The sequence below is a fragment of the Acidovorax sp. Leaf191 genome, from assembly GCF_001424425.1.
Lineage (GTDB): Bacteria > Pseudomonadota > Gammaproteobacteria > Burkholderiales > Burkholderiaceae_C > Acidovorax.
The window spans coordinates 322,083-347,251 of the sequence record NZ_LMPT01000012.1 but is presented as its reverse complement, the minus strand read 5'-3'; the positions used below and the strand labels follow the sequence as shown (position 1 = coordinate 347,251).

Below are 25,169 nucleotides of genomic sequence, written 5' to 3'. Positions count from 1 at the left end.
GCTGGACCGTGGGAGCCCGCGATTTTATGCCACCCCGCTGCCTGCCGCATTCACGCCGTCTGGCGCCATGGAATCCGGTTGGCTTCCACCGCCGTCGCACCCATGGTCTGCTCGGTGGCAGACGACGTCCACGCGCCGGGAACGCACCGCGGCATGACGTCGGCAATGCCGCCGTGCTCGTCGTTGTGCACCACGATCACCTGGTTCGAGCGCATGGCCTGCAAAAGCTCCGGCGTCAGATGGAAGCTGGCGGACAGCTGACTGTCGTCGAGCGCCGGGATCACGCTGCGCCGCTCCACCTTGCGGCGGATCTGGTTGTACAGCGCCCAGCCGGCCAGCACCGCGGCGTTGAAGGCCGCGATGACCCCGTACCACAGCAAGGTGTCCACCGTGGAGCGCAGCGCATCGAACCGCGCTGTCAGATCGAGCGTCGGCGACTGCACCATGGCCGCGACGCCCCGGTAGAACAGGAACAGGAAGCCGGCCCAGGCCACCAGGGTCACGGCCGCGTCGACCAGGCGGGGCAGCCGGCCCTGGCGGGTGTGGATGAGCGGGCCGTTCATGGCGGTGCAGGCCGGGCAATGCCGCGGTCGGGGCTGACCCAGCGGGCCCGCGCGCGCTGGGTCTTGAGCATGACCTTCGGAAAGCTCACGAGGGTGGTGAACAGGCTCAGCAGCCAGAAGACCACGGGGTACCAGATCATCCAGTACAGCGTGCTGCGCATGCCCGATTCGTAGCGCCGGTCGATGGACACGCTCACCGTGAACTGCAGCAGGCAGGTCACCGTCAGCACGAGCCCGGTGAACGACGGCGGCATGAGCCGCGGCACGAACAGGTTGCCCGGCAGGTGGACGAACTTGCCCAGCAGGTACAGCACCACGGTGACCGCGAACATGAAGGCCCAGCCCGTGGACATGCAGAACTCCAGCATCAACAGCCACATGCGGCGGTTGCGCCAGTTCCACATGCCGCGCAGGTTCTTGAGGAACACCTCGGCACCGCCCTGCGCCCAGCGCAGGCGCTGTTTCCACAGGCCGCGCAGCGTCTCGGGCATCAGGATCCAGCACAGCGCACGCGGCTCGAAGAAGATGGACCAGTGGCGCTTTTGCAGCTTCCAGCTGATGTCGATGTCCTCGGTGATCATGTCCGGGCTCCAGTAGCCCACGTCGTCCAGCGCCCGCCGGCGGAACGCCGCCACCACGCCCGAGACGGTGAACACCTGGCCGTACACGCGCTGCGTGCGCTTGATGAGCCCGATGATGGAAGAAAACTCGCCCACCTGGATGCGCCCCACCAGGGTGGAGCGGGTGCGGATGCGCGGGTTGCCGGTCACCGCGCCCACGCGCGGGTTGTCGATGAGCGGCGCCACCAAGTAGGCGACCGCGTCGCGGTCGAGCAGCGCATCGCCGTCGATGCACACCAGGTACTCGCTGCGCGCGGCGGCGGCGCCCATCTGCAGGCCGATGGCCTTGCCCTGGTTCTGCGCCAGGTGGATCACCCGCAGGCGCGGGTGCTGCGCGGCCAGCGCATCGAGCACCTCGCCCGTGTTGTCGCGCGAACCGTCGTTGATGGCGATGACCTCGATGTTCGGGTAGCGCTGCGCCAGGGCCGCGCCCAGGGTCTCGGCGGCGTTGTCGCCTTCGTTGTAGCAGGGCACCAGGATGGACACCAGCGGCTCGCCCTTGAGCGCGGGCGCGGGCACGTCCGGCCCCCAGGCCCAGTGGCGCTCCCAGTGCATCCAGTAGTACAGGCCGCCCGCGATCCAGATGCCCGACATGAACAGCGGGTAGAGGAACACGAAGTCCAGCACCGCGTCGCTGGACAGCAGCATCTGCAGCGCCAGCGGACCGCAGACGATGAGCGACAGCGCCAGCAGCGCAAGCACGCGGCTCCTCATGGCTGCAACGCCCCGCTGTTGGACAGGGCCGGCCGCACCTGCTCGACGCTCGGCACGCCCGTGATGAAGTTGTCGGGGTAGTAGCCGAAGCTGCGCGCGCCGCGCATCTGCAGCCGCCGCATCCAGCCCGCCAGCCGCTGGCCGGGCACGGGCTGGCTGTTGCGCCAGTCCAACGCCTGCAGCTCGAAGACCGTGCGGTCCATCGCTCCGGGCCGCCGGCGGATGGAATCCACCACCGTGTCCAGCCAGGCATCCGCATCGGCGTCGGGGACGTTCTCCATGAACGGCATGGCCATGGGCGCGGTCCAGTCGTACGAGGCGAGGAAGTCGTCCAGGTTCTGCGCGAACCAGGCTTCGCTCTCCGGCTTGAGCATGGGCATGGCGAAGATGTTGCGCGCGGTCTTGACCTGCGGGCCGCGGATGGCGCGCACACGCCCTGCCAGCTCCAGCGTGAAGTCCGTCAGCGCGCGAGTCTTGAACTGCGTCCAGCGCCGCAACGTGGCGGGGTCGGCGCGCAGCTCGGCGATGGTGCCGGGCAGGCCCGCCGCGCGGTAGGCCGCCAGCGCGGGTCCGCTCGCGTCCTCGAAGTCGGACAGCAACGCATCGTCGTGGAACAGCACGCCGTCGAACCAGGCCGAACGGGCCAGGTCTTCATACAGGTCGGCGATGCGCGAGCGCACCGTGGGATCGAACGGCGACATGCGGCGGTACTGGCCCGTGTCCGGCGTGGCCTCGCCCTTGTCGTTGACCCGCTGCACCCGGGGCAGCGCGGCGTCCAGGTCGAAGGCCAGCACCGGCATCCAGGCGTACACCGCCACGCGGGTGCGGGTGCGCAGCTGCCACGCCACGCGGTTGAACAGGTCGGCGCGCACGGGCAGCCAGCGGTTGGGAAAGTACACCGAGTGCACGGTGCCGTCGCCCTGCGCATCGGAAAACGCCTGCAGGAACACCGTGTTCACGCCCAGGTCCTGCACGCGCTGCACCAGGTGGTCGAAGTTGCGTGCCTGCTGCGCGGGGTCGGCGTCGTAGAGGTAGTCCAGGTCGACGTGGGCCACGCGCAGCACCCGGTGCTCCTGCGTGGCGATGACGGCGGAGGCGAACTGATCGACCGACGGGTCCCCGGTGACCAGCACGCGCGGCGTGTTGAACAGGCTTGCGGTGCTGCCGATGCCCTCGTCCAGCGTCATCGCCATCTGGTAGCCGTGGCGCTTGACGACGGCCAGTGCGCTGCCGTTGGCGGCGCCATACGGCCATACCCAGACCCGCGGGGCCTTGCCGGTCACATCGCGGATCTTGGTGGTGATGGCCGCCACGTCTGCCTCGAGGCGCCGCAGGAAGGCCTCGTCGTTCTCATACGACGCGGTGGCCGGGTCGTACCGGCGCGTGGCGGCGGCGGGCTGCGTGTTGCCCTGGGGGTTGGCCACGATGCCGTGGTGCAGGTGGTCGGTGTGCGCACCGACTTCCACCAGGCCCGATGCCGCCATCTCGCCCACCTGGGCCCAGGTGGCAAAGCGCTCGCGGGGCGTCTGCAGGCCGCCGAAGTCCACCGGCTGGTCGGCCGGCGCGTCCAGCCACTCCCCCACGGGCGCCAGCACCGCAGGCCAGCCGGTGGCCTTGAGCAGGGGGAACACGCGGTCATAGAAGCTGCGGTATCCGTCGTCGAAGGTCAGCAGCACGGCTTTGGCCGGCAGGGGCTTGCCGCCGTCGCGTGCGGCCAGGATCTGGTCCACCGACACCGGCTGGTAGCCGTTTTGCCGCAGCCACGCAAAGTGCGCGACGAGGCGGTCGGTGCGCACGGCCAGGTAGCGCGCATCGGCCTCGCCGTCCTGCACGTCGTGGTAGGCCACGGTCACGAAGCTGTTGACGGGCCAGGGGCGCTCCGCCTCGGGCAGGGTCCGGGCCTTGGGGGGCACGAACGGCTGCGCGTCTGCGGCCAAGGCCGGCAGCGCCACCATGCATGCGGCCATGGATGCGAGCACGCCCAGCATGCGGGCCCTGCGACGGATGAGCGAGAAGACTGTCGGAAACATTCTCAGAACCTGTAGAGAAGATCGAACGCGGTGCGCAGGATGCGCTCGTCCACGCCGTCATAAGGGCGACGGGTGATGGAAAAAGAAAGCCCCATTTCCAGGGTGTCGCTCACGCGCAGGCGCTGCCCGTAGCCCAGCGTGGCGACCTCGCCCACGCCGTAGCCGCGCTGGGCGTACGCCCCCACGCCGAGCTGCAGGCGCTGGCGCCATTCCAGCTGGTAGTGGCGGTACAGCACGTGCGCCACGTCGAGCGTGGGCAGCAGGAAGACATCGGACTCGGGCGCGAAGTACGGCCCGCCGGGCCGGCTGTTGCGCGAGTGCGAGAGCTCCATCACCAGGTCTGCGTACACGCCGTAGCGGGTGTAGATGCGCTCGCGGCCGGCCACGCCGACGGACAGGCGGCGGTTGCCGTCCGAGTAGTCCAGCCCACCCACGCTCACGTTCCAGTCGCGCCGCTCGTTGGCGCGCCAGCGCAGTGCGGCGGTCACGCTGTCGGCGGTGATGTCGCTGCGCAGCGCGCGCAGCGGCGTGTCGCGCGACAGGCGCTCCGCGGCGCCGCTGATCTGCCACTGGTCGCTGAGATCGTGGCGCCCCTCCAGCCGCAGGCCGGTGCGCTGCCCGTAGCCGAAGTTGTGGGTGGAGATTTCGCCCTCCACGGTGTTGTCGCGCACCCGCCATTCGCCGCCGGCGCGGTAGCTGCGGTGCACGCCGCGGCCTTCGCGGAAGTCGCCGCTGCCAAAGCCGAAGCCGGCGAACAGGCGCCAGTCGTCCTGCACGGGCGCGCTGTAGAGCACGGTGTCGGTGCCGTAGTCGCCGTTGCCGGTGGAGGGATTGGGGCTGGACGACAGGCCGCGGTAGCCCGACACCCGCAGCTCGGGCATGCGAAACACCCGGCGTGTCCGGTCCAGGCGCTGCACCTGGAGGTTTTCGGGATAGCGTTCGAGCACGTCATCGGCCAGCGCGTCCGCCTGCTTCCACTCCTGCAGGTCCATCGCGGTAAAGCCCTGCTGCAGCTCCAGCGACAGCGCGCGCGGCTCCATGGCTTCGACCAGTTTCAGCTCCTGCTCGGCCCGGCGCGGCCAGGCGCGGCCCCGGTAGACGCCCGCCAGCGCGATGCGCGCACCGAGGTGACCCGGCGCCTGCTGCACCATGCGTTCGAGGCGCAGCTGCGCCTCGGGCGTGTCGTCGGAAAAGCTGTGCGCCTGCGCTGCCTCCATGGCCGCAGAGGCCCAGACGGCGCGGCCTGCGGGGGTGGCGGCAAACGCCTTTTGCGTGCCGTCCGCCAGGGACACGGCGGCGTCCATGGCCTCGGACTCGACCAGCGAATAGAACAGGCCCGAGGCATCGCCGGAGCTCACCGACGGGTCCGCCTGGCTGCGCTCGAGCAACTCGGCATACAGCAGGCGCGCGGCCTGCGCCTGCCGCAGGTACAGATAGGCGCCGGCCACCCAGCGCAGGGCGTAGTCCGGCACCGGCACGCCATCGCGCCGCAGGGCCTCGTACTCGGCGACCGCCGTGTCCATGCGGCTGCGCACGGTCAGCGCCCCGATGCGGTCGATGCGCATGCGCTGCAGGTCGCGCACGGCCTGCGGGTCGGCGCTCCACCGGGCAAACACCTGCTCGTAGAACGCCAGGGCCTTGTCGGCCACTGCGAAGCGCTCACTCTCGCTGCGCACGGGTGCGAACGACAGGCGCACCATTTCCGCGCCGATGTCGGCCTGCAGCCTGCGCTGCTGCGCCGCGCCCATGAGCGCGGGCTGTGCGTCCACCAGGGCCTGCGCCTGCACCGGCAGGCCGGCGGACTGCAGTGCGTCGGCATAGGCCATCTGCACTTCGGCATCGTCGGGTGCCAGCGAGCGCGCGCGGCTCGCCTCGGCCAGCGCCGCATGAAAGCGCCGCGCCGCCGTGTGCACATAGGCCAGGGCCAGGCGGCGGCGCGCCACCATCGGGGTCTCGGCCACCAGCGCTTCGGCCTTGGTGCGCGCATCCGCATCGCGCCCCGCATCCGCCAGGACGTGGATCTCCCCCATGCGCAGCTCCGCGTCATCCGGGCTGCGCGCCAAGGCGCGGGCATACAGCGCCAGCGCGTCGTCCCACTGCCGCAAGTTGCGGTGGGCGCGCGCCACCGACGCCAGGGTACTGACCGGCAGCGTGAGCGACGCGCCATGGCGGCGGTACACATCCACCACTTCCTGGTCCAGCCGGGCCCAGCCGGCGATATCGATCCAGTCGGCCACCAGGCGCGCAGCATCGGCACGGTCCAGCCGCTCTTGCCGCAGGTAGTCGAGCACCGGGGTGGTGTCTCCGGTCCTGGCGCGCCGGACCAAGGCGTCGTAGGACTCGGCCACCGGTACGGGCGTGGCCGTGTCCGCATACGCCAACGCGCAGGCCATCGCACCAGCGGCCACGGCGGCGTGGAACGCGGGGCGAACGGGCAGGGACAGGGAAGGAAACGGGTTCCCGAACATACAGACGAAAAGTGGAGACAGCGGGTAGAAAACACGGTGCCGGCAGCGGTGAGCGCCAGCGTGGCCGCCATTGTTGCCAGCGACAGACCTACCGCGCGGCTCGCTTTGCAAACAATGTTCAACAACCCTTGCTGTAAAGAGTTGTATCAAACTGTGAATTTTAGACGAACACCGGGATTTCGGGTGTTTCCTTGGAAAAAGAGGGCTCATTGCCCTCTAGTACGGTCAGGATTGCCGGCTGGATGTGTAACAAATTCAATCGAGCCTGTTTTTCAGAACTTTGTGCGGCGCGCCGTCTTTTCGCACAGTGAGCCCATGGAGGGTCAAGACGACAACCCACAAAAAAGCCGCGCACCGGAAGGCTCGGTGCGCGGCTTGGGCCGATAGCGGCAATGACCCCGAATGGGCCGGCGAACGGCCCTGAGGTTCGTTAGAACAGCACCCGGCTCCTGAGGGTGCCGGTGACCTGTGCGAGCTTGTCCAGCGCCAGGTCCGACGACGCGGCATCGATGTCGATCACCACGTAGCCGATCTTTTCGTTGGTCTGCAGGTACTGGGCGGAGATGTTGATCTCGTTGTCCGAGAAGATGCGGTTGATCTCGGACAGCACGCCCGGCACATTGCGGTGGATGTGCAGCAGGCGGTGCTTGCCCGGGTGGGCGGGCAGCGCCACCTCGGGGAAGTTGACGGACGAGGTGCTGGTGCCGTTGTCGCTGTACTTCACCAGCTTTTCGGCCACTTCGAGGCCGATGTTGGCCTGGGCTTCCATGGTGGAGCCGCCGACGTGCGGGGTGAGGATCACGTTGTCCAGGCCGCGCAGGGGCGACTGGAACTCGTCCTTGTTGGTGCGCGGCTCGACCGGGAACACGTCGATGGCCGCGCCCAGCAGCTTCTTGGCCTTGAGCGCGTCGGCCAGGGCGTCGATATCCACCACCGTGCCGCGGGCCGCGTTGATGAGGATGGCGCCGGGCTTGAGGGCCGCGATCTCGGCCGGGCCGATCATGCCTTCGGTCGATGGCAGCTCGGGCACGTGCAGGCTCACGATGTCGCTTTGGCCCAGCAGGTCGTGCAGGTGGTGCACCTGGCGGGCATTGCCCAGGGGCAACTTGTTGACCACGTCGAAGAACGCCACGTGCATGCCCAGTGCCTCGGCCAGCACCGACAGCTGCGTGCCGATGGAGCCGTAGCCCACGATGCCCAGCGTCTTGCCACGGATCTCGTAGGCGTTCTCGGCCGACTTGAGCCAGCCGCCGCGGTGCGCCACGGCGTTCTTCTCGGGAATGCCGCGCAGCAGCAAGATGGCTTCGGCCAGCACCAGCTCGGCCACGGAGCGGGTGTTGGAGTACGGCGCATTGAACACCGCGATGCCGCGCTCACGCGCAGCATTGAGGTTGACCTGGTTGGTGCCGATGCAAAAGCAACCCACGGCCACCAGCTTTTGCGCATGCGAGAACACCTCTTCGGTCAACTGCGTGCGCGAGCGAATGCCCAGGAAGTGCACGTCGGCGATCTTGCGCTTGAGTTCCTCATCGGGCAGCGCGCCGGACACGGTTTCGATCTGGGTGTAGCCCGCAGCCCGGATCACGTCCACGGCGGAAGCGTGGATGCCCTCGAGCAGCAGAAATTTGATCTTGTTCTTGTCCAGCGAATTGGTAGCCATGGCGATAAGAAGAAAGGGTGTGGAGAAAAGAAACCCGGCGCGTTTGCGGCGCGAACGAACCGGTGCGGGAGCCGCCGGAACGTGACCCGCAGCATGGTGCATCGCACAAAACCTTGCAAGCCTCGGCAAATGCGTCGCACATTGTCACAAAAGAGTCACAATCGCATCCCTTACGGGCATCCCCAAGGGGTTTCCCGGTTGTTGCACGGACTGCGGTCATGCGACAACGACATATCAATGACACATGGGCTGCATAGCATTCGACCCTTGTGTTTTTCGTCATTTTCAGAGGACATATTCATGCAAACGAAGCATCTGGCGGTCTGCGCTGCCATCGCCATGTCGGCGTGCCTGCCTGCACAAGCCCAGGCTCAGGCACCGGTCGAGATCCAGTGGTGGCACTCGATGAGCGCAGCGCTCGGCGACTGGGTCAACGACCTGGCCAAGCAGTACAACGCCAGCCAGACCAAGTTCAAGGTCGTGCCCACCTACAAGGGCACGTATGACGAATCGATGACGGGTGCCATCGCCGCGTTCCGCGCAGGCAACGCCCCCCACATCCTGCAGGTCTATGAAGTGGGTACCGCCACCATGATGGCCAGCAAGGGCGCCATCATGCCCGCCGCCAAGGTGCTCAACGACGGCGGCTTCAAGTTCGACCCCACGCAGTACGTGTCGGCCGTGGCCGGCTACTACACCGCGCCCAACGGCCAGATGCTGAGCTACCCGCTCAACAGCTCCACCACCATCTTCTACTACAACAAGGACGCCTTCAAGAAGGCCGGCCTGGACCCTGAAAAGGCCCCCAAGACCTGGCCCGAAGTGTTCGCTGCCGCGACCAAGCTCAAGGCCAGCGGCCACAGCTGCCCGCTGACCACCAGCTGGATCAGCTGGACGCAGCTGGAAAGCTTCTCGCTGTGGCACAACACGCTGTTCGCCTCCAAGAACAACGGCTTTGACGGCAACGACGCCAAGCTGGAAATCAACACCCCGCTGCACGTGCGCCACTTCGAGAACCTGGCCAAGGCCTCCAAGGATGGCAGCTTCGTCTACAAGGGCCGCGGCAACGCGCCGGACGCGTCCTTCCCATCGGGCGAGTGCGCCATGATCACCGGCTCGTCGGGCCTGTACGCCCGCGTGGCCAAGGAAGCCAAGTTCGCCTACGGCATCTCGGCCCTGCCCTACTACGCCGATGTGAAGGGTGCGCCCCAGAACACCGCCATCGGTGGCGCCAGCCTGTGGATCATGTCCGGCAAGAAGGCCGAGGAGTACAAGGGCGTCGCCGACTTCCTGAACTTCCTGAACGACACCAAGGTGCAGGCCGCCAGCCACCAGCGCACGGGCTACCTGCCCGTGACGACCGCTGCATACAAGCTGACCGAGGCATCGGGCTTCTATGAAAAGAACCCCGGCACCGACGTGGCCGTGACGCAGATGATCCGCAAGGCCACCGACAAATCGCGCGGCATCCGCCTGGGCAATTTCTCGCAGATCCGCACCATCATCGACGAGGAAACCGAACAGATCTGGTCGGGCAAGAAGTCGCCCAAGGAAGCGCTGGACACGGCCGTGACCCGCGGCAACGAGCAACTGGCCCGCTTCGCACGCGCCAACAAGTAAGCGTTCATCGAGCGCATGCTGATGCCCTCCGGCCGCTGTGGCCGGGGCGGCATCGAAAGCCCGCCACCCCTGCCAACCCAAGCGGTTTGCCGGGCGGCGGGTTGTCTTTTTTGCCGGCAGGGCTTCCCGCGGCAAGAATCTGCCCGGTAACAGGGCAGCCCCCCAAGAGCGGCGGTGGAGCGCGGGGGGAATTTTTAAGAGTCTGGACATGGAAAAACGCGTTCTTTTTCGCTCCGCATGGCTGCCCTGGGTGCTCATAGCACCCCAGCTGGCCATCATCAGCGTCTTCTTCTTCTGGCCAGCCGGCCAGGCCCTGGTGCAATCGTTCCAGATGCAGGACAGCTTCGGCATGTCCACGGAATGGGTGGGCTTCGACAACTTCAAGAACCTGTTCGAAGACCCGGGCTACCTCGCATCGTTCAAGACCACGGCGTTCTTCTCGATCCTGGTGGCGGTGGTGGGCATCGGCCTGTCGCTGATGCTGGCGATCTTTGCCGACCGCATCATCAAGGGCGCGCTCGTCTACAAGACGGCGCTGCTGCTGCCCTACGCCGTGGCACCCGCCGTGGCCGGCGTGCTGTGGATGTTCATGTTCTCGCCCTCGCTGGGCGTGGTGGCGTACATGCTGCGCCAGTCGGGTTTCAACTGGAACCACATGCTCAACTCCGACCATGCGATGACGCTGATCGTGATCGCCGCGGTGTGGAAGCAGATCTCCTACAACTTCCTGTTCTTCCTCGCGGGCCTGCAGTCCATCCCCAAGTCGCTGATCGAAGCGGCTTCGATCGACGGTGCCGGCCCCTGGCGCCGGTTCTGGAGCATCCAGTTCCCGCTGCTGTCACCCACCACGTTCTTCCTGCTGGTGATCAACGTGGTGTATGCCTTCTTCGACACCTTCGCCATCGTGGATTCGACCACGCAGGGCGGCCCGGGGCGCGACACCGCGATCCTGGTCTACAAGGTGTACCACGACGGATTCAAGTCCATGGACATGGGCGGATCGGCCGCGCAGTCGGTGGTGCTGATGGTCATCGTCGTCGTGCTGACAGTCATCCAATTCCGCTACGTCGAGAAGAAAGTCCAATACTGATATGGTTGAACGCAGCCCTTACCTCACCGCGTTCTCGCACCTCATCATGGTGCTGGGCGTGATCATCGTCGGCTTCCCGCTGTACCTGGCCTTCGTGGCCTCCACCCACACCGCGCAGGACATCGTGCAGGTGCCCATGCCCATGGTGCCCGGCGGCAACTTCTGGCAGACCTACCACGACGCCCTGTTCGGCGGCGGCTCTGGCGCGGGCTCCACCGCGCCCGTGGCACGCATGATGTGGGTGAGCTTCGTCACCGCCATGGTCATCACCGTGGGCAAGATCGCGATCTCGCTGCTGTCGGCGTTCGCCATCGTGTACTTCCGCTTCCCGTTCAAGGGCATCTGCTTCTGGCTGATCTTCATCACGCTGATGCTGCCGGTGGAAGTGCGCATCGGACCCACCTACCAGGTGGTGTCGGACCTGGGCATGCTCAACAGCTATGCGGGCCTCACGGTGCCGCTGATCGCGTCGGCCACGGCCACGTTCCTGTTCCGGCAGTTCTTCCTCACGGTGCCCGACGAGCTGGTCGAGGCGGCCCGCGTGGACGGCGCAGGCCCCATGCGCTTCTTCAAGGACATCCTGGTGCCGCTGTCGCGCACGTCGATCGCTGCGCTGTTCGTGATCCAGTTCATCTACGGCTGGAACCAGTACCTGTGGCCGCTGCTCGTGACCACGTCCGAAGACATGTACCCCGTGGTGATCGGCATCAAGCGGATGCTGGCCGGCGGCGACGCGGGCAATGAATGGAACATCGTGATGGCCACCGCCCTCCTGGCCATGCTGCCCCCCGCCTTCGTGGTCGTGGTGATGCAGCGCTGGTTCGTCAAGGGCCTCGTGGACACCGAAAAGTAAAGACAAAGCAGCCCCTACCGCTTCATACATCTGCGCTAGCAGCTACCAATTCAATAGCAAAATGGCATCCATATCCCTTCGCAACATCGTCAAGCGCTACGGCACCGGCCCCAAGGCCAACCAGGTCATCCACGGCGTGAACGCCGAGGTCAAGGACGGTGAATTCATCGTGATCGTCGGCCCCTCGGGCTGCGGCAAGTCCACCCTGCTGCGCATGGTCGCGGGCCTGGAAGAAATCTCCGGCGGCGAGCTGCGCATCGGCGACCGCGTCGTGAACGACCTGGAACCCGCCCAGCGCGACATCGCGATGGTGTTCCAGAACTATGCGCTGTACCCGCACATGACGAACTTCGAGAACATGGCCTATGGCCTGAAGATCGCCAAGGTGCCCAAGGAAGAGATCAAGGCGCGCGTGGACAAGGCCGCCAAGATCCTGGAGCTGGGCCACCTGCTCGAGCGCAAGCCGCGCGAGCTGTCGGGCGGCCAGCGCCAGCGCGTGGCCATGGGCCGCGCCATCGTGCGCCAGCCCCAGGTGTTCCTGTTCGACGAGCCGCTGTCCAACCTGGACGCCAAGCTGCGCGCCCAGACGCGCCTCGAAATCCAGAAGCTGCACCGCGAGCTGGGCATCACAAGCCTGTTCGTGACCCACGACCAGGTCGAGGCCATGACGCTGGCCGAGCGCATGATCGTGATGAACGCAGGCAACATGGAGCAGTTCGGCACGCCCGAAGAGGTCTACCACACGCCCGCTTCGACCTTCGTGGCCAGCTTCATCGGCTCGCCGCCGATGAACCTGCTCAAGAACGCCCCGAGCGCCGCGCCCGGCACCATCCTGGGCATCCGCCCCGAGCACCTGGACGTGCGCAGCGACGGCTGGGAGGTCAAGGTCGAAACCGTGGAACTGCTGGGCGCCGAACGCCTGATCTACGGCCGCATCAACGGCGAGCAGATCATCGTGCGGGTGGAAGAAGGCACGCACTCGCCCGCCCCCGACTCGGTGATCCACGTGCAGCCCCGCGCCGACCGCCTGCACGCGTTCGACGCCACCACCGGAAAACGCATTCCGTGATGCGCCCCTGAGCGGCTGCGCGGCCTGCCTTGTGGCCGCGCAGACGTTCAGCCGCCCTCTCCTTTTTGCGGCCCATGGGGTTGCCGCAAGGGAAGCGCCCCAAGTCCCGGCGCCCGCGCAAGGCTCCGCACCAGCGCGCCGCGCACCGCCAATCGCCACGTCCACCACCCGCCCCTACGACGATGACCACCCCCTGGCCCTACCCCCGCTGGATCGCCCACCGCGGCGCCGGCAAGCTGGCACCCGAGAACACGCTGGCGGCCTTCCGCCTGGGCGCGCAGCACGGCTACCGCATGTTCGAGTGCGATGCCAAGCTCAGCGCCGACGGCGTGCCGTTCCTCATGCACGACGCCACGCTGGAGCGCACCACCAATGGCCACGGCACCGGTGGCGACCTGCCGTGGAGTGCACTGGCCCAGCTCGATGCGGGCGGCTGGCATTCACGCGCACACGCGGGCGAGCCGCTGCCCACGCTGGAGAACCTGGCCCGGTACTGCATCGCCAACGGTTACTTCCTCAACATCGAGATCAAGCCCACGCCCGGGCTCGAAGAAAAGACCGGGCAGGTGGTCGGCGAACTGTCGGCGCGCCTCTGGCAGGGCCAGGCCGTGCAGCCGCTGTTCTCGTCCTTCAAGCCCGAGGCTCTGGCCGGCGCCCGCGCCACCGCGCCGCACATCCCGCGCGCGCTGCTGCTCGACACGCTGTGGGACGGCTGCTTCGATGTGGCCCGTGACCTGGGCTGCGTGGCCATCGTGTGCAACCACGCGCTGTGGGACCGCGCCCTGGTGGCCCAGGTAAAGGGCTCTGGCCTGCGCACGCTGAGCTACACCGTCAACGACGACTGGGCCGCGCAGCGCCTGATCGACCTGGGCACCGACGGCATCATCACCGACCGGGTGGACCTGTTCAGCCCGGCGGGCTGATCGCTTTTCCCGTTCGGCGCCACGGTGTGGCCGGGCCCGCTGCGGCCCTGGCCCACGGGCAGCTTTGGCGGCGGCCTACAGTTTGTTAACCCCGCTGCACCGCCTGCCGCCGACAATCGGCGGATGCCACTGCTTTTCCTGCGCCGTGCCGCTGCGGCCACCCTTCGCCCGCGCGCTGCCGCTGCCACCACCCCACAACCCACCGCGACGATGACGACGACGGCCGCCGAGCCGACGCGGCCGCACGGGGAGTTACCCGCCCACCACCGCCGGGCCGCTGTCTGGCGCTGGTGCCTGCCCCGCCTGATCGCCATGCTGTGCCTGGCGGGCGCGATGGGCACTGCCACCACCACCGCCAACGCGCAGGGACAGACCAAAGCCGCCCCCGCGGCCGCCACCACCGCCAGCAAACCGGCCGCGGCAGAGGTACCGCTGCCCACGGTGGACGAGCTGCGCCGGCAGCTCGACGCCATACCGCAAAAGCTGGGCGAAGAGGACGACGGGCGCAAGCTGCTGTCCGACGTCAACGCCATCGGCAAGGCGGCGGAGCAACTGACCACCCGCCGCACCGAAGAGCTGGCCGACATCGACTCGCGCCTGTCGGGCCTGGGCCCCGCGCCCGAGAAAGGCGCCACGCCCGACGCCCCGGACGTGGCCGAGCAACGCGCCAGCCTGGGCAAGCAGCGCGCGGTGGTGGACGGTGATCTCAAGCTCGCGCGCCTGATCAGCGTGGATGCCGAGCAGCGCGGCACCGAGCTGCTGCGCCAGCGGCGCGAGCAGTTCCAGGCCGCCCTGACCACGCGCACCGATTCGCCGCTGGGCAGCACCTTCTGGCGCGCGCTGCGCAACGCCGCGCCCGGCGACGTGGCCCGGCTGCAGCTGCTGGGCAACGACCTGCGCGACGCGACCGCCGTGGCCCTGGCCCCGGACCACCGCTCGGTCTTCTGGCTGAGCCTCATCGGCGCCGTGCTGCTGGCCGTGGCCGGCACCTGGCTGGCCGAGCGCGTGCTGGTGCGCCTGGCGCCCGCGCGGCTGCCGGCGGGGCGGCTGCGCCGCTCGCTGCTGGCATCGACCTCGGTGCTGGTCTATGTGCTCATCATCGGCATGGCGGCGCAGCTGGCCTGGACGGGGCTGGAGGTGGACGGCAACTTCAACGACCGCCTGCGGGCGCTGGCGCAGGCCACGGTGCGGCAGGCGGTGTTCGCGGCCTTCATCGTCGGGCTGGGGCATGCGTTGCTGGCGCGCAAGCGCAGCTCCTGGCGCCTGCCGGGCCTGTCGGACGAGCTGGCGCGGCGGCTGAGCCCCTACCCCTGGTCGGTGGCCATCGTGGCATCGGCCAGCGGCGTGGTGAACGAGGTCAACGGCATCGTGGGCGCCAGCCTGGCGGCCGAGGTCTCCGTGCACGCGGCCACGGCGCTGCTGCTCTCGGCCATCGTGGCCCTGGCGCTGCGCCACCTGCGCGCCAGCCCCGGCGGGCCCGTGGCGGCCGATGCAGCGCAGCAGGACGGCGGCCCCGCGGCAGACGGCGCCCCGAGCGCAGCCTCTGCCGACGCGCCCCCGCGCCCGATCTGGGTCGGCCTGCTGGTGGCGGCGGCGGGCGTGGCCACGCTGGCCACGGTGCTGCTGGTGGTGTTCGGCTACGTCGCGCTGGCCGGCACGCTCACGCGGCAGATGCTGTGGACGGGCGTGGTGTTCGCCACCACCTACCTCCTGTTCCAGCTGGCGGACGACGTGTGCGAGGCCGTGCTGTCGTCCAAGGGCGGCTTCGGCGAGCGGCTGCACAAGGGCCTGGGGCTCGATGCCAAGCTGCTCGACCAGGCCTCCGTGCTGGTGTCGGGCGTGCTGCGCGTGGCGCTGTTCTTTTACATGGTGATCGCGCTGATGGCGCCGTTCGGCACCGGACTGGACGAGGTGTTTCGCCGGGGCAGCACCGTGGACCACAGCCTCAAGGTGGGCGACATCACGCTGGCGCCGCAGGCGCTGCTGACCGCGCTGGCCGTGGTGGTGGCGGGGCTCGTGATGATCCGCGTGCTCAAGCGCTGGCTGAGCGACCGCTACTTTCCCAACACCTCGCTCGAGCCTGGCATGCGCAGCTCCATCGTCACGCTGCTGGGCTACGTGGGCGGCGTGCTGGTGATCGCGGTGGCGCTGGCGGGCCTGGGCATCAGCGTGGAGCGCATCGCGTGGGTGGCCAGCGCGCTGTCGGTGGGCATCGGCTTCGGCCTGCAGGCCATCGTGCAGAACTTCATCTCGGGCCTGATCCTGCTGGCCGAGCGGCCGGTGAAGGTGGGCGACTGGGTGGTGCTGGGCGAGACCGAAGGCGACGTGCGCCGCGTGAACGTGCGCGCCACCGAGATCCAGCTGGGCGACCGCTCCACCGTCATCGTGCCCAACTCGGAGTTCATCACCAAGACCGTGCGCAACATGACGCTGGCCGGCGCGCCGGGCCGGGTGCTGCTGCGCCTGCCCGCCCCGCTGGACACGGACGCCGCGCGCATGCGCGACCTGATCCTCAAAGCCTTTGAAGAGCACGAGGGCGTGCTGGACAACCCCGAGCCCATCGTGCAGCTCGAAGGCATCCTGAACGGCACGCTGACCTTTCTGGCCATCGGCTATGTGAGCAACCCGCGCAACGCGGGCGGCGTGCGCAGCGATCTGCTGTTCACCATCCTCGCCGCGCTGCGCGACGCAGGGCTGGCACTGTCGCCACCGGCCACGACGGCGGTGGCGCCGTATGCGCCGGTATCGACACAGGGGCCGTTGTCGACGGTCAGCGTGCCGCAGCCGCAGCAGGGTGCGCCGGGGTAGTTGCTACATTATTCATAGCTATTTGCGCTTGCTGGATGCGCGGTAGGCGGCTTTTTTCATCAACATCACACGCTGGGAGAGCTGGGTTTGGCTAAGGCTTGGTGCTGCGCTTCGACAGGCTCAGCGTGAAGGGGTGGTGGACGGGTGATGGGATGGTTGAGAGGTTGGGTGAGGTGGTAGCCGCGCACAGCCTCCAGACCTGACTGCCAATACGCCAGCCCACCAACCTTCTCACCCACCGTTCGGGCTGAGCTTGTCGAAGCCTTGCGCGGCGCTTCGACAGGCTCAGCGTGAACGGATGGGGATGGGGATGGGGATGGGGATGCGCATGCGGACGCACGACCCCACGGCCTCTGCCTAATCCAGCTTCGCCCCGGACTTCTTCACCGCATCCGCCCAGCGCGGCATTTCACTCGCCAAGAACTTCGCAAAGTCCTCCGAGCCCAGAAATGCCGGGTCGGCGCCCTGGCTCACCATGCGGTTCTTCACGTCCGGGGACTGCATCACCTGGCCGAACGCGTCGCTGAGCTTGGCCACCACGTCCTTGGGCGTGCCGGCCGGGGCGAGAAAGCCATAGAAGCCCACCACCTCGAAGCCCTTGATGCCGCTTTCGATCACGGTGGGCACCTCGGGCAGCGCGGGGTTGCGCTCGCGGCTGGTCACGGCCAGGGCGCGCACCTTGCCCTGCTTGTGGTACGACGCGGCCTGCGGAATGCTCTCTGCCATGAACTGCACCTGGCCGCCGATCAGGTCGGTGAACGCCGGTGCGCTGCCGCGGTACGGGATGTGCACCATGAACAATCCCGTGGCGGTCTTGAACATCTCGGGCACCAGGTGGCTGATGCCGCCATTGCCCGCCGAGCCGAAGTTGACCTGCCCCGGGCGCGACTTGGCGTACGCCATGAACTCCTGCAGGTTCTTGGCGGGCACGTTGGTGTTGACCAGCAGCGCCAGCGGCTGCATGGCGGTGCGCGCGATGGGCGTGAAGTCCTTGAGCGTGGCGTACGGCAGGCGGCTGTACAGCGCCGGGTTGATCACCATCACGCCGGTGTTGGCCAGCATGAGCGTGTGGCCGTCGGGCGGGGCCTTCATCACGTCCTGCGCGCCCACCGTGCCGCCCGCGCCGGCCTTGTAGTCGACCAGCACCGGCTGGCCCAGCACGGCCTGCAGCTTGTCGGTGAGCAGCCGCGCGTGCTGGTCGAGCGGCCCGCCGGCCGGAAAGCCCACCACGATGCGGATCGGCTTGGACGGAAAGCCCTGGGCCAGGGCGGCTGCGGACGACAAAAAGGCCAGGGCGGCGACAGCCAGGCAGGTGCGCAGGCGCATGCGAAGATCTCCTTATTGGGGTTGCTGAACAGAAAGCTTGCAGCTTAGGCTGGCTTTCAGGGGCTGGCACGGGGTGTTACCCGCAAGCGACCCGTTGCAAGGGCTGCCCGCTCGTCCCCAAAAACCGCTCTGTCCGCAGCCACTGAAACACCCTCACCATGACCTTCGCCCACTGGCTCCTGTTTTGCGGCGTCTCGCTGCTGATGTGTTTTACGCCCGGCCCGGCCGTGCTGCTGGCGGTATCGAACTCGGTAGACGTCGGGCCAAGGCGGACGGTGTTCAGCTCACTGGGCAGCGTGATCGGGATCTTCGCCGTCTCGGGGCTGGCGATGATCGGGATGGGGACCATTCTGAGCCTGTCGGCGGATGCGTTTCTGGTCATGAAAGTGGTCGGTGCGATGTACCTGATCTGGCTGGGCATCAAGCGCTGGCGCAGCAAGGACCCGCTGATCGGCAACGATGCGGGCCTGGCGCCTGTGGAGCGGCGAGAGCGCAAGAACTGGCAACTGCTGGCACAAGGCCTGGGCGTGTCGCTGACCAACCCCAAGGCCATCCTGTTCTTCTCGGCCCTGTTTCCGCAGTTCATCGTGCCCGGCGAGCCGCTGTGGATGCAGTACCTGCTGTTGACCACGACTTTCGCCGTCTGGGCGCTGGTCTCGCACGCGTTCTACGTGGCGCTGATCGCGCTGGTGAAGGGCCACGTCGTGGCGCACGCCAAGCTGTTCAACCGCTTCGTGGGCGCGACCTTCATCGCACTGGGCCTGGGACTGCTGCAGGCACGGCACAAGCTGGGCTGACCGCGCCCCCAGCGAGCGCCCTTAGCGCCAGCCGCGCAGCTGCACCCACTGCGTGGTCGCGCAACCCACCACCAGCGCGGCATAGGTCAGCATTTTTCCGTCGCGGCCCCACACCAGCAGGCCGCCGCCCAGCACCACGAGGCCGACCCCGAAAACAACAGCGAACTGGCGCCATCCGGCCATGGCCGCCGTCCCCTTGGCACCGAACAGGCGGCCGCACAGCACCAGCAGCAGGGCCACGGCAGCGGCCGGGGCCATGAAGTTGAGCGTGTGGTTGAAGATGTCGAGGGGACCCATGGAATTGACCCAAATCAAGGCTTTGGCAAGCAAGGCTGCTTACACCAGCCAACAATTTTATAATTGGCGGCTATGGCAGTCTGGGCCCTCGGGATCAACCACACCACCGCGCCCCTCGACCTGCGCGGCAGGTTCGCGTTCGCGCTCGACCAGATCGAGCCCACGCTGCAGGGCCTGCGCCAGTCGCTGGGCGGCACGAGCCGCCATCCCGGGGTGGAGACCGCCATCATCTCCACCTGCAACCGCACCGAAATTTATTGCGCCGCCCCCACCTCCACGCCCGGCCCGGCGCTGGACCACACGCTGGGCTGGCTGGCGCAAAGCGGCGGCGTGAGCCCCGCACTGCTGCGATCGCATTCCTACACGCTGGAAGACAGCCTGGTCGCGCGCCACGCCTTCCGCGTGGCCAGCGGGCTCGACTCGATGGTGCTGGGCGAGGCGCAGATCCTGGGCCAGATGAAGGACGCCGTGCGCGCCGCCGAAACCGCCGGCGCGTTGGGCACCACGCTCAACCAGCTGTTCCAGCGCAGCTTTGCCGTCGCGAAGGAGGTGCGCACCAGCACCGAGATCGGCGCGCACAGCATCAGCATGGCGGCCGCGTCGGTGCGGCTGGCCAGCCAGCTCTTCGAAGACCTCTCCAAGATCCGCGTGCTGTTCGTGGGCGCGGGCGAGATGATCGAGCTGTGCGCCACGCACTTCGCGGCCAAGAACCCCAAGCAGATCGCGATTGCCAATCGCACGCTCGAGCGCGGCGAAAAGCTGGCCACGCGTTTTGGCGGCGAGGTGATGCGCCTGGCCGACCTGCCCGAGCGCCTGCACGAGTTCGACGCCGTCATCAGCTGCACCGCCAGCAGCCTGCCCATCATCGGCCTGGGCGCCGTGGAGCGTGCCCTCAAGAAGCGCCGCCACCGCCCCATGTTCATGGTCGACCTGGCCGTGCCGCGCGACATCGAGCCCGAGGTCAAGGCCCTGGGCGACGTGTACCTGTACACCGTGGACGACCTGGCCAGCGTGGTGCAGACGGCGCAGGCCAACCGCCAGGCCGCCGTGGCGCAGGCCGAAGCGATCATCGACGCGGGCGTGCAGAGCTTCATGCACTGGATGGAGCTGCGCAGCCCCGTGGGCGAGGCCGGTGGCGTGGTGCCGCTGATCCAGCAGCTCAACGCCCAGACCGACGAATGGCGCGCGCTGGAGATCGCACGCGCCAAGAAGCTGCTGGCCAAGGGCGAGGACGTGGACGCCGTGCTGGAGGCGCTGTCGCGCGGCCTCACGCAAAAGATGCTGCACGGCACCCTGGCCGAGCTGCGGGCGGGTGACGCCGAGGTGCGCGCCCAGACGGCCCAGACCGTCTCGCGCCTGTTCCTGCGCTCGCAAGCCAAGCCGCCCCACGGGTTGTAGCGGCGCTCGCCCGCTGCACAGCCCGCCCCGATTGCAAGCCCAATCGGCCCTCAGTGCTTGATAGACAAGCGCCAGCAGCTACAAAATCAGTAGCAAACCCATTTTTACCTTCCTCGCATGAAACCCTTTCTCCGAAGCCAGCTGGAGCGCTATGCGCAGCGCCTGGGCGAACTCGACTTTCTGCTCTCACGCGAGGACATCATGAGCGACATGGCGCAGTACCGCACCATCTCGCGCGAGCATGCCGAAGTCACGCAGATCGCCGGCCGCTACGCCCGCTACCAGCAGCGCGAGGCCGACCTGGCCGGCGCACGCGAGATGCTGGCCGACCCCGACATGGCCGAGATGGCGCAGGAAGAAATCACCGGGGCCGAAGCCGAACTGCTGCAGCTCGAAGACGAACTGCAGCGCCTGCTGTTGCCCAAGGACCCGGACGACGCGCGCAACGCCTTCGTCGAAATCCGCGCGGGCACGGGCGGCGACGAGTCGGCCCTGTTCGCGGGCGACCTCACGCGCATGTACACCCGCTACGCCGCCAACGTGGGCTGGAAGGTGGAGGTGGTGAGCGAGAACGCGGCCGAGCTGGGCGGCTACAAGGAGATCGTGCTGCGCATCGAGGGGGACCACGTATACGGCGCGCTCAAGTTCGAATCCGGCGGCCACCGCGTGCAGCGCGTGCCCGCCACCGAGACGCAGGGCCGCATCCACACCAGCGCCTGCACCGTGGCCGTGATGCCCGAGCCGGACGAGCACGAGGCCATCAAGCTCAACCCGGCCGACCTGCGCATCGACACCTTCCGCGCATCGGGCGCGGGCGGCCAGCACATCAACAAGACGGATTCGGCCGTGCGCGTGGTGCACTTGCCCACCGGCATCGTGGCCGAGTGCCAGGACGGCCGCAGCCAGCACGCCAACAAGGCCAAGGCGCTGCAGGTGCTGCAGGCGCGGATTCAAGAAAAGGACCGCAGCGAGCGCGCCGCCAAGGAGGCCGCGCTGCGCAAGGGCCTGATCGGCAGCGGCGACCGCAGCGACCGCATCCGCACGTACAACTTTCCGCAGGGGCGGCTGACGGACCACCGCATCAACCTCACGCTGTACAAGCTGCTGTACGTGATGGAAGGCGACCTGGCCGACGTGCTGCAGGCCCTGGCCCATGCGCGCGAAGCCGAGCAACTGGAAGAGCTGGAGCTGAGTGCTGTCTGATCGACACGCATCCAGACACTCTGCCTGGATGGGATTCCACGCTCTGCATCCTTCTTCATCCATCCGTTCCGCTGAGCTTGTCCAAGCGCGGCGCGAGGCTTCGACAGGCTCAGCCCGAACGGCCAGTTTGCGTTGAAAAGTCCAGCCCGAATAGCTTTCCGTCGCCAGCATCGATCAACACCATCGTGAACACACCCACCCTGGCCCAGGCCCTGGCCCAAGCCCACACCCTGGGCCTGGCCCGCATCGACGCCCAACTGCTGCTGCTGCACGCGCTGGGCCGCCCCGATGCCGGCCGCGCCTGGCTGCTGGCGCACGACACCGATGGGCTCGATGACGCCGTGCAGGCGCAATTCATCGCCCTGTGCCAGCGCCGCGTGGCGGGCGAGCCAGTGGCGTACCTCACCGGCCGCAAGGAGTTCTACGGCCTGGCGCTGCAGGTGGACGCCCGGGTGCTGGACCCGCGCCCCGACACCGAAACGCTGGTGGACTGGGCCCTGGAGCTGATCGCCCCCCTGCCAGCCCCGCGCCTGGCGGACCTGGGCACCGGCAGCGGCGCCATCGCCCTGGCCCTGCAAAGCCAGCGCCCCACCGCCCAGGTGCTGGCGGTGGACGCCAGCAGCGACGCCCTGGCCGTGGCGCAGGCCAACGCCACCCGGCTGGGCCTGCCCGTGCACTTCCGGCAGGGCAACTGGATGGCCGGCCTGGACAGCGTGGTGTTCGACGCCATCGTCTCCAACCCGCCCTACATCGCAGCAGAGGACCCGCACCTGGCTGCCCTGACCCACGAGCCTTTGCAGGCCCTGGCCAGCGGCGCGGACGGGCTGGAGGACATCCGCACCATCGTCGCCCAGGCGCCAGCGCATCTGGTGGCAGGGGGGTGGCTGCTGCTGGAGCATGGGTATGACCAGGCCGAGGCGGTGCGCGCGCTGCTGACTGACCAAGGCTTTGGCCAAGTGCAAAGCCGCAACGACCTCGCGGGGATTGCCCGCTGCACGGGCGGTTGCCGCTGAGCGTGCAGCGCGACGTCGGAACGTTGCGACGCCCGCTGCGCTTACATACGGTCATCAGTTGGCAACAACTGTTACCGCGATCGCAGACGATTGGGCAACGGCGCACAGAATAATCGCGTGCCGTTGCGCAGCGCCTGACTCCTGGGAGGGAGAGCAGGCCGCAGGCCAAGGCCTTCGCTGACCGCCGCCCCATACGCCTGCGGATGGCGTTGCTCGATCTCGTAAATATCTGAAACCACTCACCCTATCGGCCACCGGTGCTGCGGCCTGAACGCGTCTGCACCGGATCACCGCCTAGCCATTGCCCGCCATGTCACACACCGTCTTTTCTCGCCGCCAAACCCTCACACGCCTGGGGGCCCTGGCCCTGGGCAGTGGCCTGCTGCTGACCGGCTGCAGTGCCGAACCGAAAGAGCGCAAGGCATTCATTGCCTTCCTGCAAACCGAAGTGCTGGGGAAATCGCGCCGCTCCATGCCACTGCTCAACGACAAGCTGCGCAAGGAACTGGGTGGCTACGCGGCGCACTACGAGATCATCACCAACTTCAATCAGGCCACGAACGACAAGGTCATGCTGAAAAGCATGCGCGAACTCCAGTTTGTTCGCACGCTGGCAGGGTACCGCGACAAGCGCGAGTCGGTAAAGCAGGCCCTGGTGGAAATTCCCCTGGCCCAGGCGAATCTCGAGGCCGAATTGAAAAAGGCAAACGAAGCGAAAGCCGCCCTGAAGCAGCCGGAAGATCTCAAAAAAGTCTACGACCCAGTGTACGACCGGCTGGTGAGCGCTCAGGCACGCATCACCCTGGAGATGCTGCCACCCATGCAACGCATGATGAACATCGTCCTGGATCTGCTCGCGCTGGTGGAAAACAACCCCCAGCAACTGTCCATCTCCGGCATGCAGATCGAGGCGAAGAGTCAGGCCATGCTGGACAAAGTCAACGCCCTGTCCAAAAAGGCCGAGGCAGAGACGGCCACCATCGAGCGACTGGAAAAAGAACTCAAACAGCTATTCGGCTGACCCCACGGCCCTGACGGACACAGAGAAAAGAGATAATCTGTAGCCTTCCGCGCCTGACCTATCTTGGACATCCCATGAGCGACACCCAACAACGCATCGACGCCCTCGTCAAATCCAGCGACATCCTGCTCTTCATGAAGGGCAACGCCAGCTTCCCCATGTGCGGCTTCTCCGGTCGGGCCATCCAGATCCTCAAAGCCAGCGGCGTGGACACCAAGAGCCTCGTCACGGTGAACGTGCTGGAAGACGAGGAAATCCGCCAGGGCATCAAGGAATACAGCAACTGGCCCACCATCCCGCAGCTGTACGTCAAGGGCGAGTTCATCGGCGGCTCGGACATCATGATGGAGATGTACGAGTCGGGCGAACTCAAGCAGGTGCTGGGCACCGAGGGCTGACGCCCCGGCGGCGGCGCCACCGCGCCGCACCGGGCACCCGGGCCGCAACGGCGGCAACGGCCGCAATGGTCCCCAATCGCATGCCTTCACGCATGCCGGCACAGGCCGCCTTCGGGCGGCCTTTTGCTTTGTGCCCATCAGCTTCGGGTCAGACCGGTTTTGCGCGGCTACAACAGCGCTGGTAACAAGCGCACCGATCAGGGGCTTATCCGGTGCTCCGGCGGGCATGTTGTGTGCTTGAATGATTGCGTGACCCACATCACGAAGGAGCATGCAATGACCAGCCATAGCCTTGTTCCCCAGCCACCCGCCCTGCGCTTGCCGGTGGCCCAGATGCGCAATGTGTTCCACCCCGGCGACGTCGAGCGCAAGCTTGCACGGCTGCAGGAGTCCGGCAACCAGCGCGAATACGAAACCCTGCGCACCGTGTACGAACGCATGCTGGAGCGCGGGCCGGAGCGCTTTCAGGTCAAGCCGTCGGGCGTGCCCGACATGGCCAGCCTGTACGAGCAGTTGCCCAACTTCACCGAAGTGCTGGACGACGTGCGGCGCCACGTTGCGCTGGCGCAGGACAGCAGCGACGGCCTGGAGGTCACGCCCATGCTGCTGCTGGGCCCGCCCGGCATCGGCAAGACGCACTTTGCGCGGCACCTGGCCGCGCTGCTGGGCACGGGCATGAACCTGCTGCCGATGAGCTCCATGACCGCAGGCTGGCTGCTGTCGGGCTCGTCCGCGCAGTGGAAGGGCGCCCGCCCCGGCAAGGTGTTCGAGGCCCTGGTGGAGGGCGAGTACGCCAACCCCGTCATCGTGGTGGACGAGATCGACAAGGCCGCGACGGACGCGCAGTACGACCCGCTGGGCGCGCTGTACAGCCTGCTGGAGCACGACACGGCCCAGAGCTTCACCGACGAGTTCGCCGAGGTGGCCATCGACGCCAGCCAGGTGATCTGGATCACCACCGCCAACGACACGCGCGGCATCCCGGACCCCATCCTGAACCGCATGAACGTGTTCGAGGTGGAGGCCCCCACGCTGGAGCAGGCGCGCGCCATCGCGCACACGCTGTACACCGGCATCCGCAGCGGCCACGACTGGGGCCGGCTGCTGGACCCCGAACCGCAGGCCGACGTGCTGGACCACCTGGCCCAGATGCCGCCGCGGGAGATGCGGCGCGCGCTGATGACCGGCTTTGGCAATGCCCGGCTGGACCGCCGCTCCACGGTGGAGGTCGCCGACATGCCCCGGGCCGCCGCCGCACGCAACCGCATCGGGTTCATGCAGTAGCGGGCGGGGGCGGT

At 67.6% G+C, this 25,169-nt stretch carries 20 protein-coding genes; 13 read left to right on the top strand and 7 right to left on the bottom strand.

Features of this window, described 5'->3' with window-relative positions; all coding sequences use genetic code 11:
* Positions 1 to 50: 50 nt before the first annotated feature.
* From pgaD to serA, 5 genes are all read right to left on the bottom strand, one after another.
* Positions 51 to 563, bottom strand: coding sequence for a poly-beta-1,6-N-acetyl-D-glucosamine biosynthesis protein PgaD (gene pgaD, locus ASG27_RS10120; protein ID WP_056161310.1), 513 nt, complete (start codon positions 561 to 563; stop codon positions 51 to 53).
* Positions 560 to 1,897, bottom strand: a complete 1,338-nt coding sequence (gene pgaC / locus ASG27_RS10115; protein WP_056161309.1) for a poly-beta-1,6-N-acetyl-D-glucosamine synthase — start codon at positions 1,895 to 1,897, stop codon at positions 560 to 562. Before pgaC ends, pgaD begins: the two co-directional genes overlap by 4 nt.
* Positions 1,894 to 3,927: a poly-beta-1,6-N-acetyl-D-glucosamine N-deacetylase PgaB gene (gene pgaB, locus ASG27_RS10110; RefSeq protein WP_082485902.1), complete on the bottom strand. Its 2,034-nt coding sequence runs from the start codon at positions 3,925 to 3,927 to the stop codon at positions 1,894 to 1,896. The genes pgaC and pgaB overlap by 4 nt, the downstream gene beginning before the upstream one ends.
* A gap of 2 nt (positions 3,928 to 3,929) precedes the next feature.
* Positions 3,930 to 6,395 carry a poly-beta-1,6 N-acetyl-D-glucosamine export porin PgaA gene (gene pgaA, locus ASG27_RS10105; RefSeq protein ID WP_056415538.1) on the bottom strand — a complete coding sequence of 822 codons (2,466 nt, stop codon included), beginning with the start codon at positions 6,393 to 6,395 and terminating at the stop codon, positions 3,930 to 3,932.
* 430 nt (positions 6,396 to 6,825) lie between these two features.
* The gene (gene serA / locus ASG27_RS10100) at positions 6,826 to 8,055 is read right to left on the bottom strand and encodes a phosphoglycerate dehydrogenase (RefSeq protein ID WP_056415535.1); all 1,230 of its coding nucleotides are present in this window, start codon (positions 8,053 to 8,055) and stop codon (positions 6,826 to 6,828) included.
* Between the two features lie 300 nt (positions 8,056 to 8,355).
* On the opposite strand from serA, the gene ugpB reads away from it, so the two are divergent.
* From ugpB to ASG27_RS10070, 6 genes are all read left to right on the top strand, one after another.
* Complete coding sequence (ugpB, locus tag ASG27_RS10095; protein ID WP_056415532.1) at positions 8,356 to 9,675, top strand: sn-glycerol-3-phosphate ABC transporter substrate-binding protein UgpB; 1,320 nt, start codon at positions 8,356 to 8,358, stop codon at positions 9,673 to 9,675.
* A gap of 208 nt (positions 9,676 to 9,883) precedes the next feature.
* Positions 9,884 to 10,765: a sn-glycerol-3-phosphate ABC transporter permease UgpA gene (gene ugpA, locus ASG27_RS10090; RefSeq protein WP_056415529.1), complete on the top strand. Its 882-nt coding sequence runs from the start codon at positions 9,884 to 9,886 to the stop codon at positions 10,763 to 10,765.
* Between the two features lies 1 nt (position 10,766).
* A complete protein-coding gene (gene ugpE, locus ASG27_RS10085; protein ID WP_056161299.1) occupies positions 10,767 to 11,618 on the top strand; it encodes a sn-glycerol-3-phosphate ABC transporter permease UgpE in 852 nt (283 codons plus the stop codon).
* A gap of 61 nt (positions 11,619 to 11,679) precedes the next feature.
* On the top strand, positions 11,680 to 12,687 hold the full coding sequence (locus ASG27_RS10080) for a sn-glycerol-3-phosphate import ATP-binding protein UgpC (protein ID WP_056415526.1): 1,008 nt from the start codon (positions 11,680 to 11,682) through the stop codon (positions 12,685 to 12,687).
* Positions 12,688 to 12,869: 182 nt separating this feature from the next.
* A complete protein-coding gene (ugpQ, locus tag ASG27_RS10075) occupies positions 12,870 to 13,610 on the top strand; it encodes a glycerophosphodiester phosphodiesterase (protein WP_056415524.1) in 741 nt (246 codons plus the stop codon).
* Positions 13,611 to 13,922: 312 nt separating this feature from the next.
* Entirely contained in the window at positions 13,923 to 16,418 is a 2,496-nt protein-coding gene (locus ASG27_RS10070; RefSeq protein ID WP_056415521.1) for a DUF3772 domain-containing protein, read from the top strand.
* A 357-nt stretch (positions 16,419 to 16,775) separates the two neighbouring features.
* Here ASG27_RS10070 and ASG27_RS10065 read toward each other — a convergent pair whose 3' ends face one another.
* On the bottom strand, positions 16,776 to 17,744 hold the full coding sequence (locus ASG27_RS10065) for a Bug family tripartite tricarboxylate transporter substrate binding protein (protein WP_056161293.1): 969 nt from the start codon (positions 17,742 to 17,744) through the stop codon (positions 16,776 to 16,778).
* Positions 17,745 to 17,902: 158 nt separating this feature from the next.
* Here ASG27_RS10065 and ASG27_RS10060 point away from each other — a divergent pair, with 158 nt between their 5' ends.
* Positions 17,903 to 18,541, top strand: a complete 639-nt coding sequence (locus ASG27_RS10060; RefSeq protein WP_056415518.1) for a LysE family translocator — start codon at positions 17,903 to 17,905, stop codon at positions 18,539 to 18,541.
* A gap of 21 nt (positions 18,542 to 18,562) precedes the next feature.
* Here ASG27_RS10060 and ASG27_RS10055 read toward each other — a convergent pair whose 3' ends face one another.
* Positions 18,563 to 18,838 (bottom strand): hypothetical protein, encoded by a 276-nt coding sequence (locus ASG27_RS10055; protein WP_056415515.1) that lies wholly within the window; start codon positions 18,836 to 18,838, stop codon positions 18,563 to 18,565.
* 72 nt (positions 18,839 to 18,910) lie between these two features.
* Between ASG27_RS10055 and hemA the strand changes: the two genes are divergently transcribed.
* The 6 genes from hemA (at position 18,911) to ASG27_RS10025 (ending at position 25,155) form a co-directional block, all read left to right on the top strand.
* The gene (gene hemA, locus ASG27_RS10050) at positions 18,911 to 20,236 is read left to right on the top strand and encodes a glutamyl-tRNA reductase (RefSeq protein ID WP_056415512.1); all 1,326 of its coding nucleotides are present in this window, start codon (positions 18,911 to 18,913) and stop codon (positions 20,234 to 20,236) included.
* Between the two features lie 117 nt (positions 20,237 to 20,353).
* A complete protein-coding gene (gene prfA, locus ASG27_RS10045; protein ID WP_056415509.1) occupies positions 20,354 to 21,439 on the top strand; it encodes a peptide chain release factor 1 in 1,086 nt (361 codons plus the stop codon).
* Positions 21,440 to 21,624: 185 nt separating this feature from the next.
* A complete protein-coding gene (prmC, locus tag ASG27_RS10040) occupies positions 21,625 to 22,452 on the top strand; it encodes a peptide chain release factor N(5)-glutamine methyltransferase (RefSeq protein ID WP_056415506.1) in 828 nt (275 codons plus the stop codon).
* A gap of 310 nt (positions 22,453 to 22,762) precedes the next feature.
* Entirely contained in the window at positions 22,763 to 23,473 is a 711-nt protein-coding gene (locus ASG27_RS10035) for a DUF3053 family protein (RefSeq protein WP_056415504.1), read from the top strand.
* Positions 23,474 to 23,547: 74 nt separating this feature from the next.
* The gene (gene grxD / locus ASG27_RS10030; protein ID WP_056415501.1) at positions 23,548 to 23,871 is read left to right on the top strand and encodes a Grx4 family monothiol glutaredoxin; all 324 of its coding nucleotides are present in this window, start codon (positions 23,548 to 23,550) and stop codon (positions 23,869 to 23,871) included.
* Positions 23,872 to 24,147: 276 nt separating this feature from the next.
* Positions 24,148 to 25,155 carry an AAA family ATPase gene (locus tag ASG27_RS10025; protein ID WP_056415496.1) on the top strand — a complete coding sequence of 336 codons (1,008 nt, stop codon included), beginning with the start codon at positions 24,148 to 24,150 and terminating at the stop codon, positions 25,153 to 25,155.
* The last annotated feature ends 14 nt before the right edge of the window (positions 25,156 to 25,169 follow it).

Coding starts and splice junctions, on each gene's coding strand:
- pgaD (WP_056161310.1), bottom strand. CDS start 563: ATGAACGGCCCGCTCATCCACACCCGCCAGGGCCGGCTGCCCCGCCTG.
- pgaC (WP_056161309.1), bottom strand. CDS start 1,897: ATGAGGAGCCGCGTGCTTGCGCTGCTGGCGCTGTCGCTCATCGTCTGC.
- pgaB (WP_082485902.1), bottom strand. CDS start 3,927: ATGTTTCCGACAGTCTTCTCGCTCATCCGTCGCAGGGCCCGCATGCTG.
- pgaA (WP_056415538.1), bottom strand. CDS start 6,395: ATGTTCGGGAACCCGTTTCCTTCCCTGTCCCTGCCCGTTCGCCCCGCG.
- serA (WP_056415535.1), bottom strand. CDS start 8,055: ATGGCTACCAATTCGCTGGACAAGAACAAGATCAAATTTCTGCTGCTC.
- ugpB (WP_056415532.1), top strand. CDS start 8,356: ATGCAAACGAAGCATCTGGCGGTCTGCGCTGCCATCGCCATGTCGGCG.
- ugpA (WP_056415529.1), top strand. CDS start 9,884: ATGGAAAAACGCGTTCTTTTTCGCTCCGCATGGCTGCCCTGGGTGCTC.
- ugpE (WP_056161299.1), top strand. CDS start 10,767: ATGGTTGAACGCAGCCCTTACCTCACCGCGTTCTCGCACCTCATCATG.
- ASG27_RS10080 (WP_056415526.1), top strand. CDS start 11,680: ATGGCATCCATATCCCTTCGCAACATCGTCAAGCGCTACGGCACCGGC.
- ugpQ (WP_056415524.1), top strand. CDS start 12,870: ATGACCACCCCCTGGCCCTACCCCCGCTGGATCGCCCACCGCGGCGCC.
- ASG27_RS10070 (WP_056415521.1), top strand. CDS start 13,923: ATGCTGTGCCTGGCGGGCGCGATGGGCACTGCCACCACCACCGCCAAC.
- ASG27_RS10065 (WP_056161293.1), bottom strand. CDS start 17,744: ATGCGCCTGCGCACCTGCCTGGCTGTCGCCGCCCTGGCCTTTTTGTCG.
- ASG27_RS10060 (WP_056415518.1), top strand. CDS start 17,903: ATGACCTTCGCCCACTGGCTCCTGTTTTGCGGCGTCTCGCTGCTGATG.
- ASG27_RS10055 (WP_056415515.1), bottom strand. CDS start 18,838: ATGGGTCCCCTCGACATCTTCAACCACACGCTCAACTTCATGGCCCCG.
- hemA (WP_056415512.1), top strand. CDS start 18,911: ATGGCAGTCTGGGCCCTCGGGATCAACCACACCACCGCGCCCCTCGAC.
- prfA (WP_056415509.1), top strand. CDS start 20,354: ATGAAACCCTTTCTCCGAAGCCAGCTGGAGCGCTATGCGCAGCGCCTG.
- ASG27_RS10035 (WP_056415504.1), top strand. CDS start 22,763: ATGTCACACACCGTCTTTTCTCGCCGCCAAACCCTCACACGCCTGGGG.
- grxD (WP_056415501.1), top strand. CDS start 23,548: ATGAGCGACACCCAACAACGCATCGACGCCCTCGTCAAATCCAGCGAC.
- ASG27_RS10025 (WP_056415496.1), top strand. CDS start 24,148: ATGACCAGCCATAGCCTTGTTCCCCAGCCACCCGCCCTGCGCTTGCCG.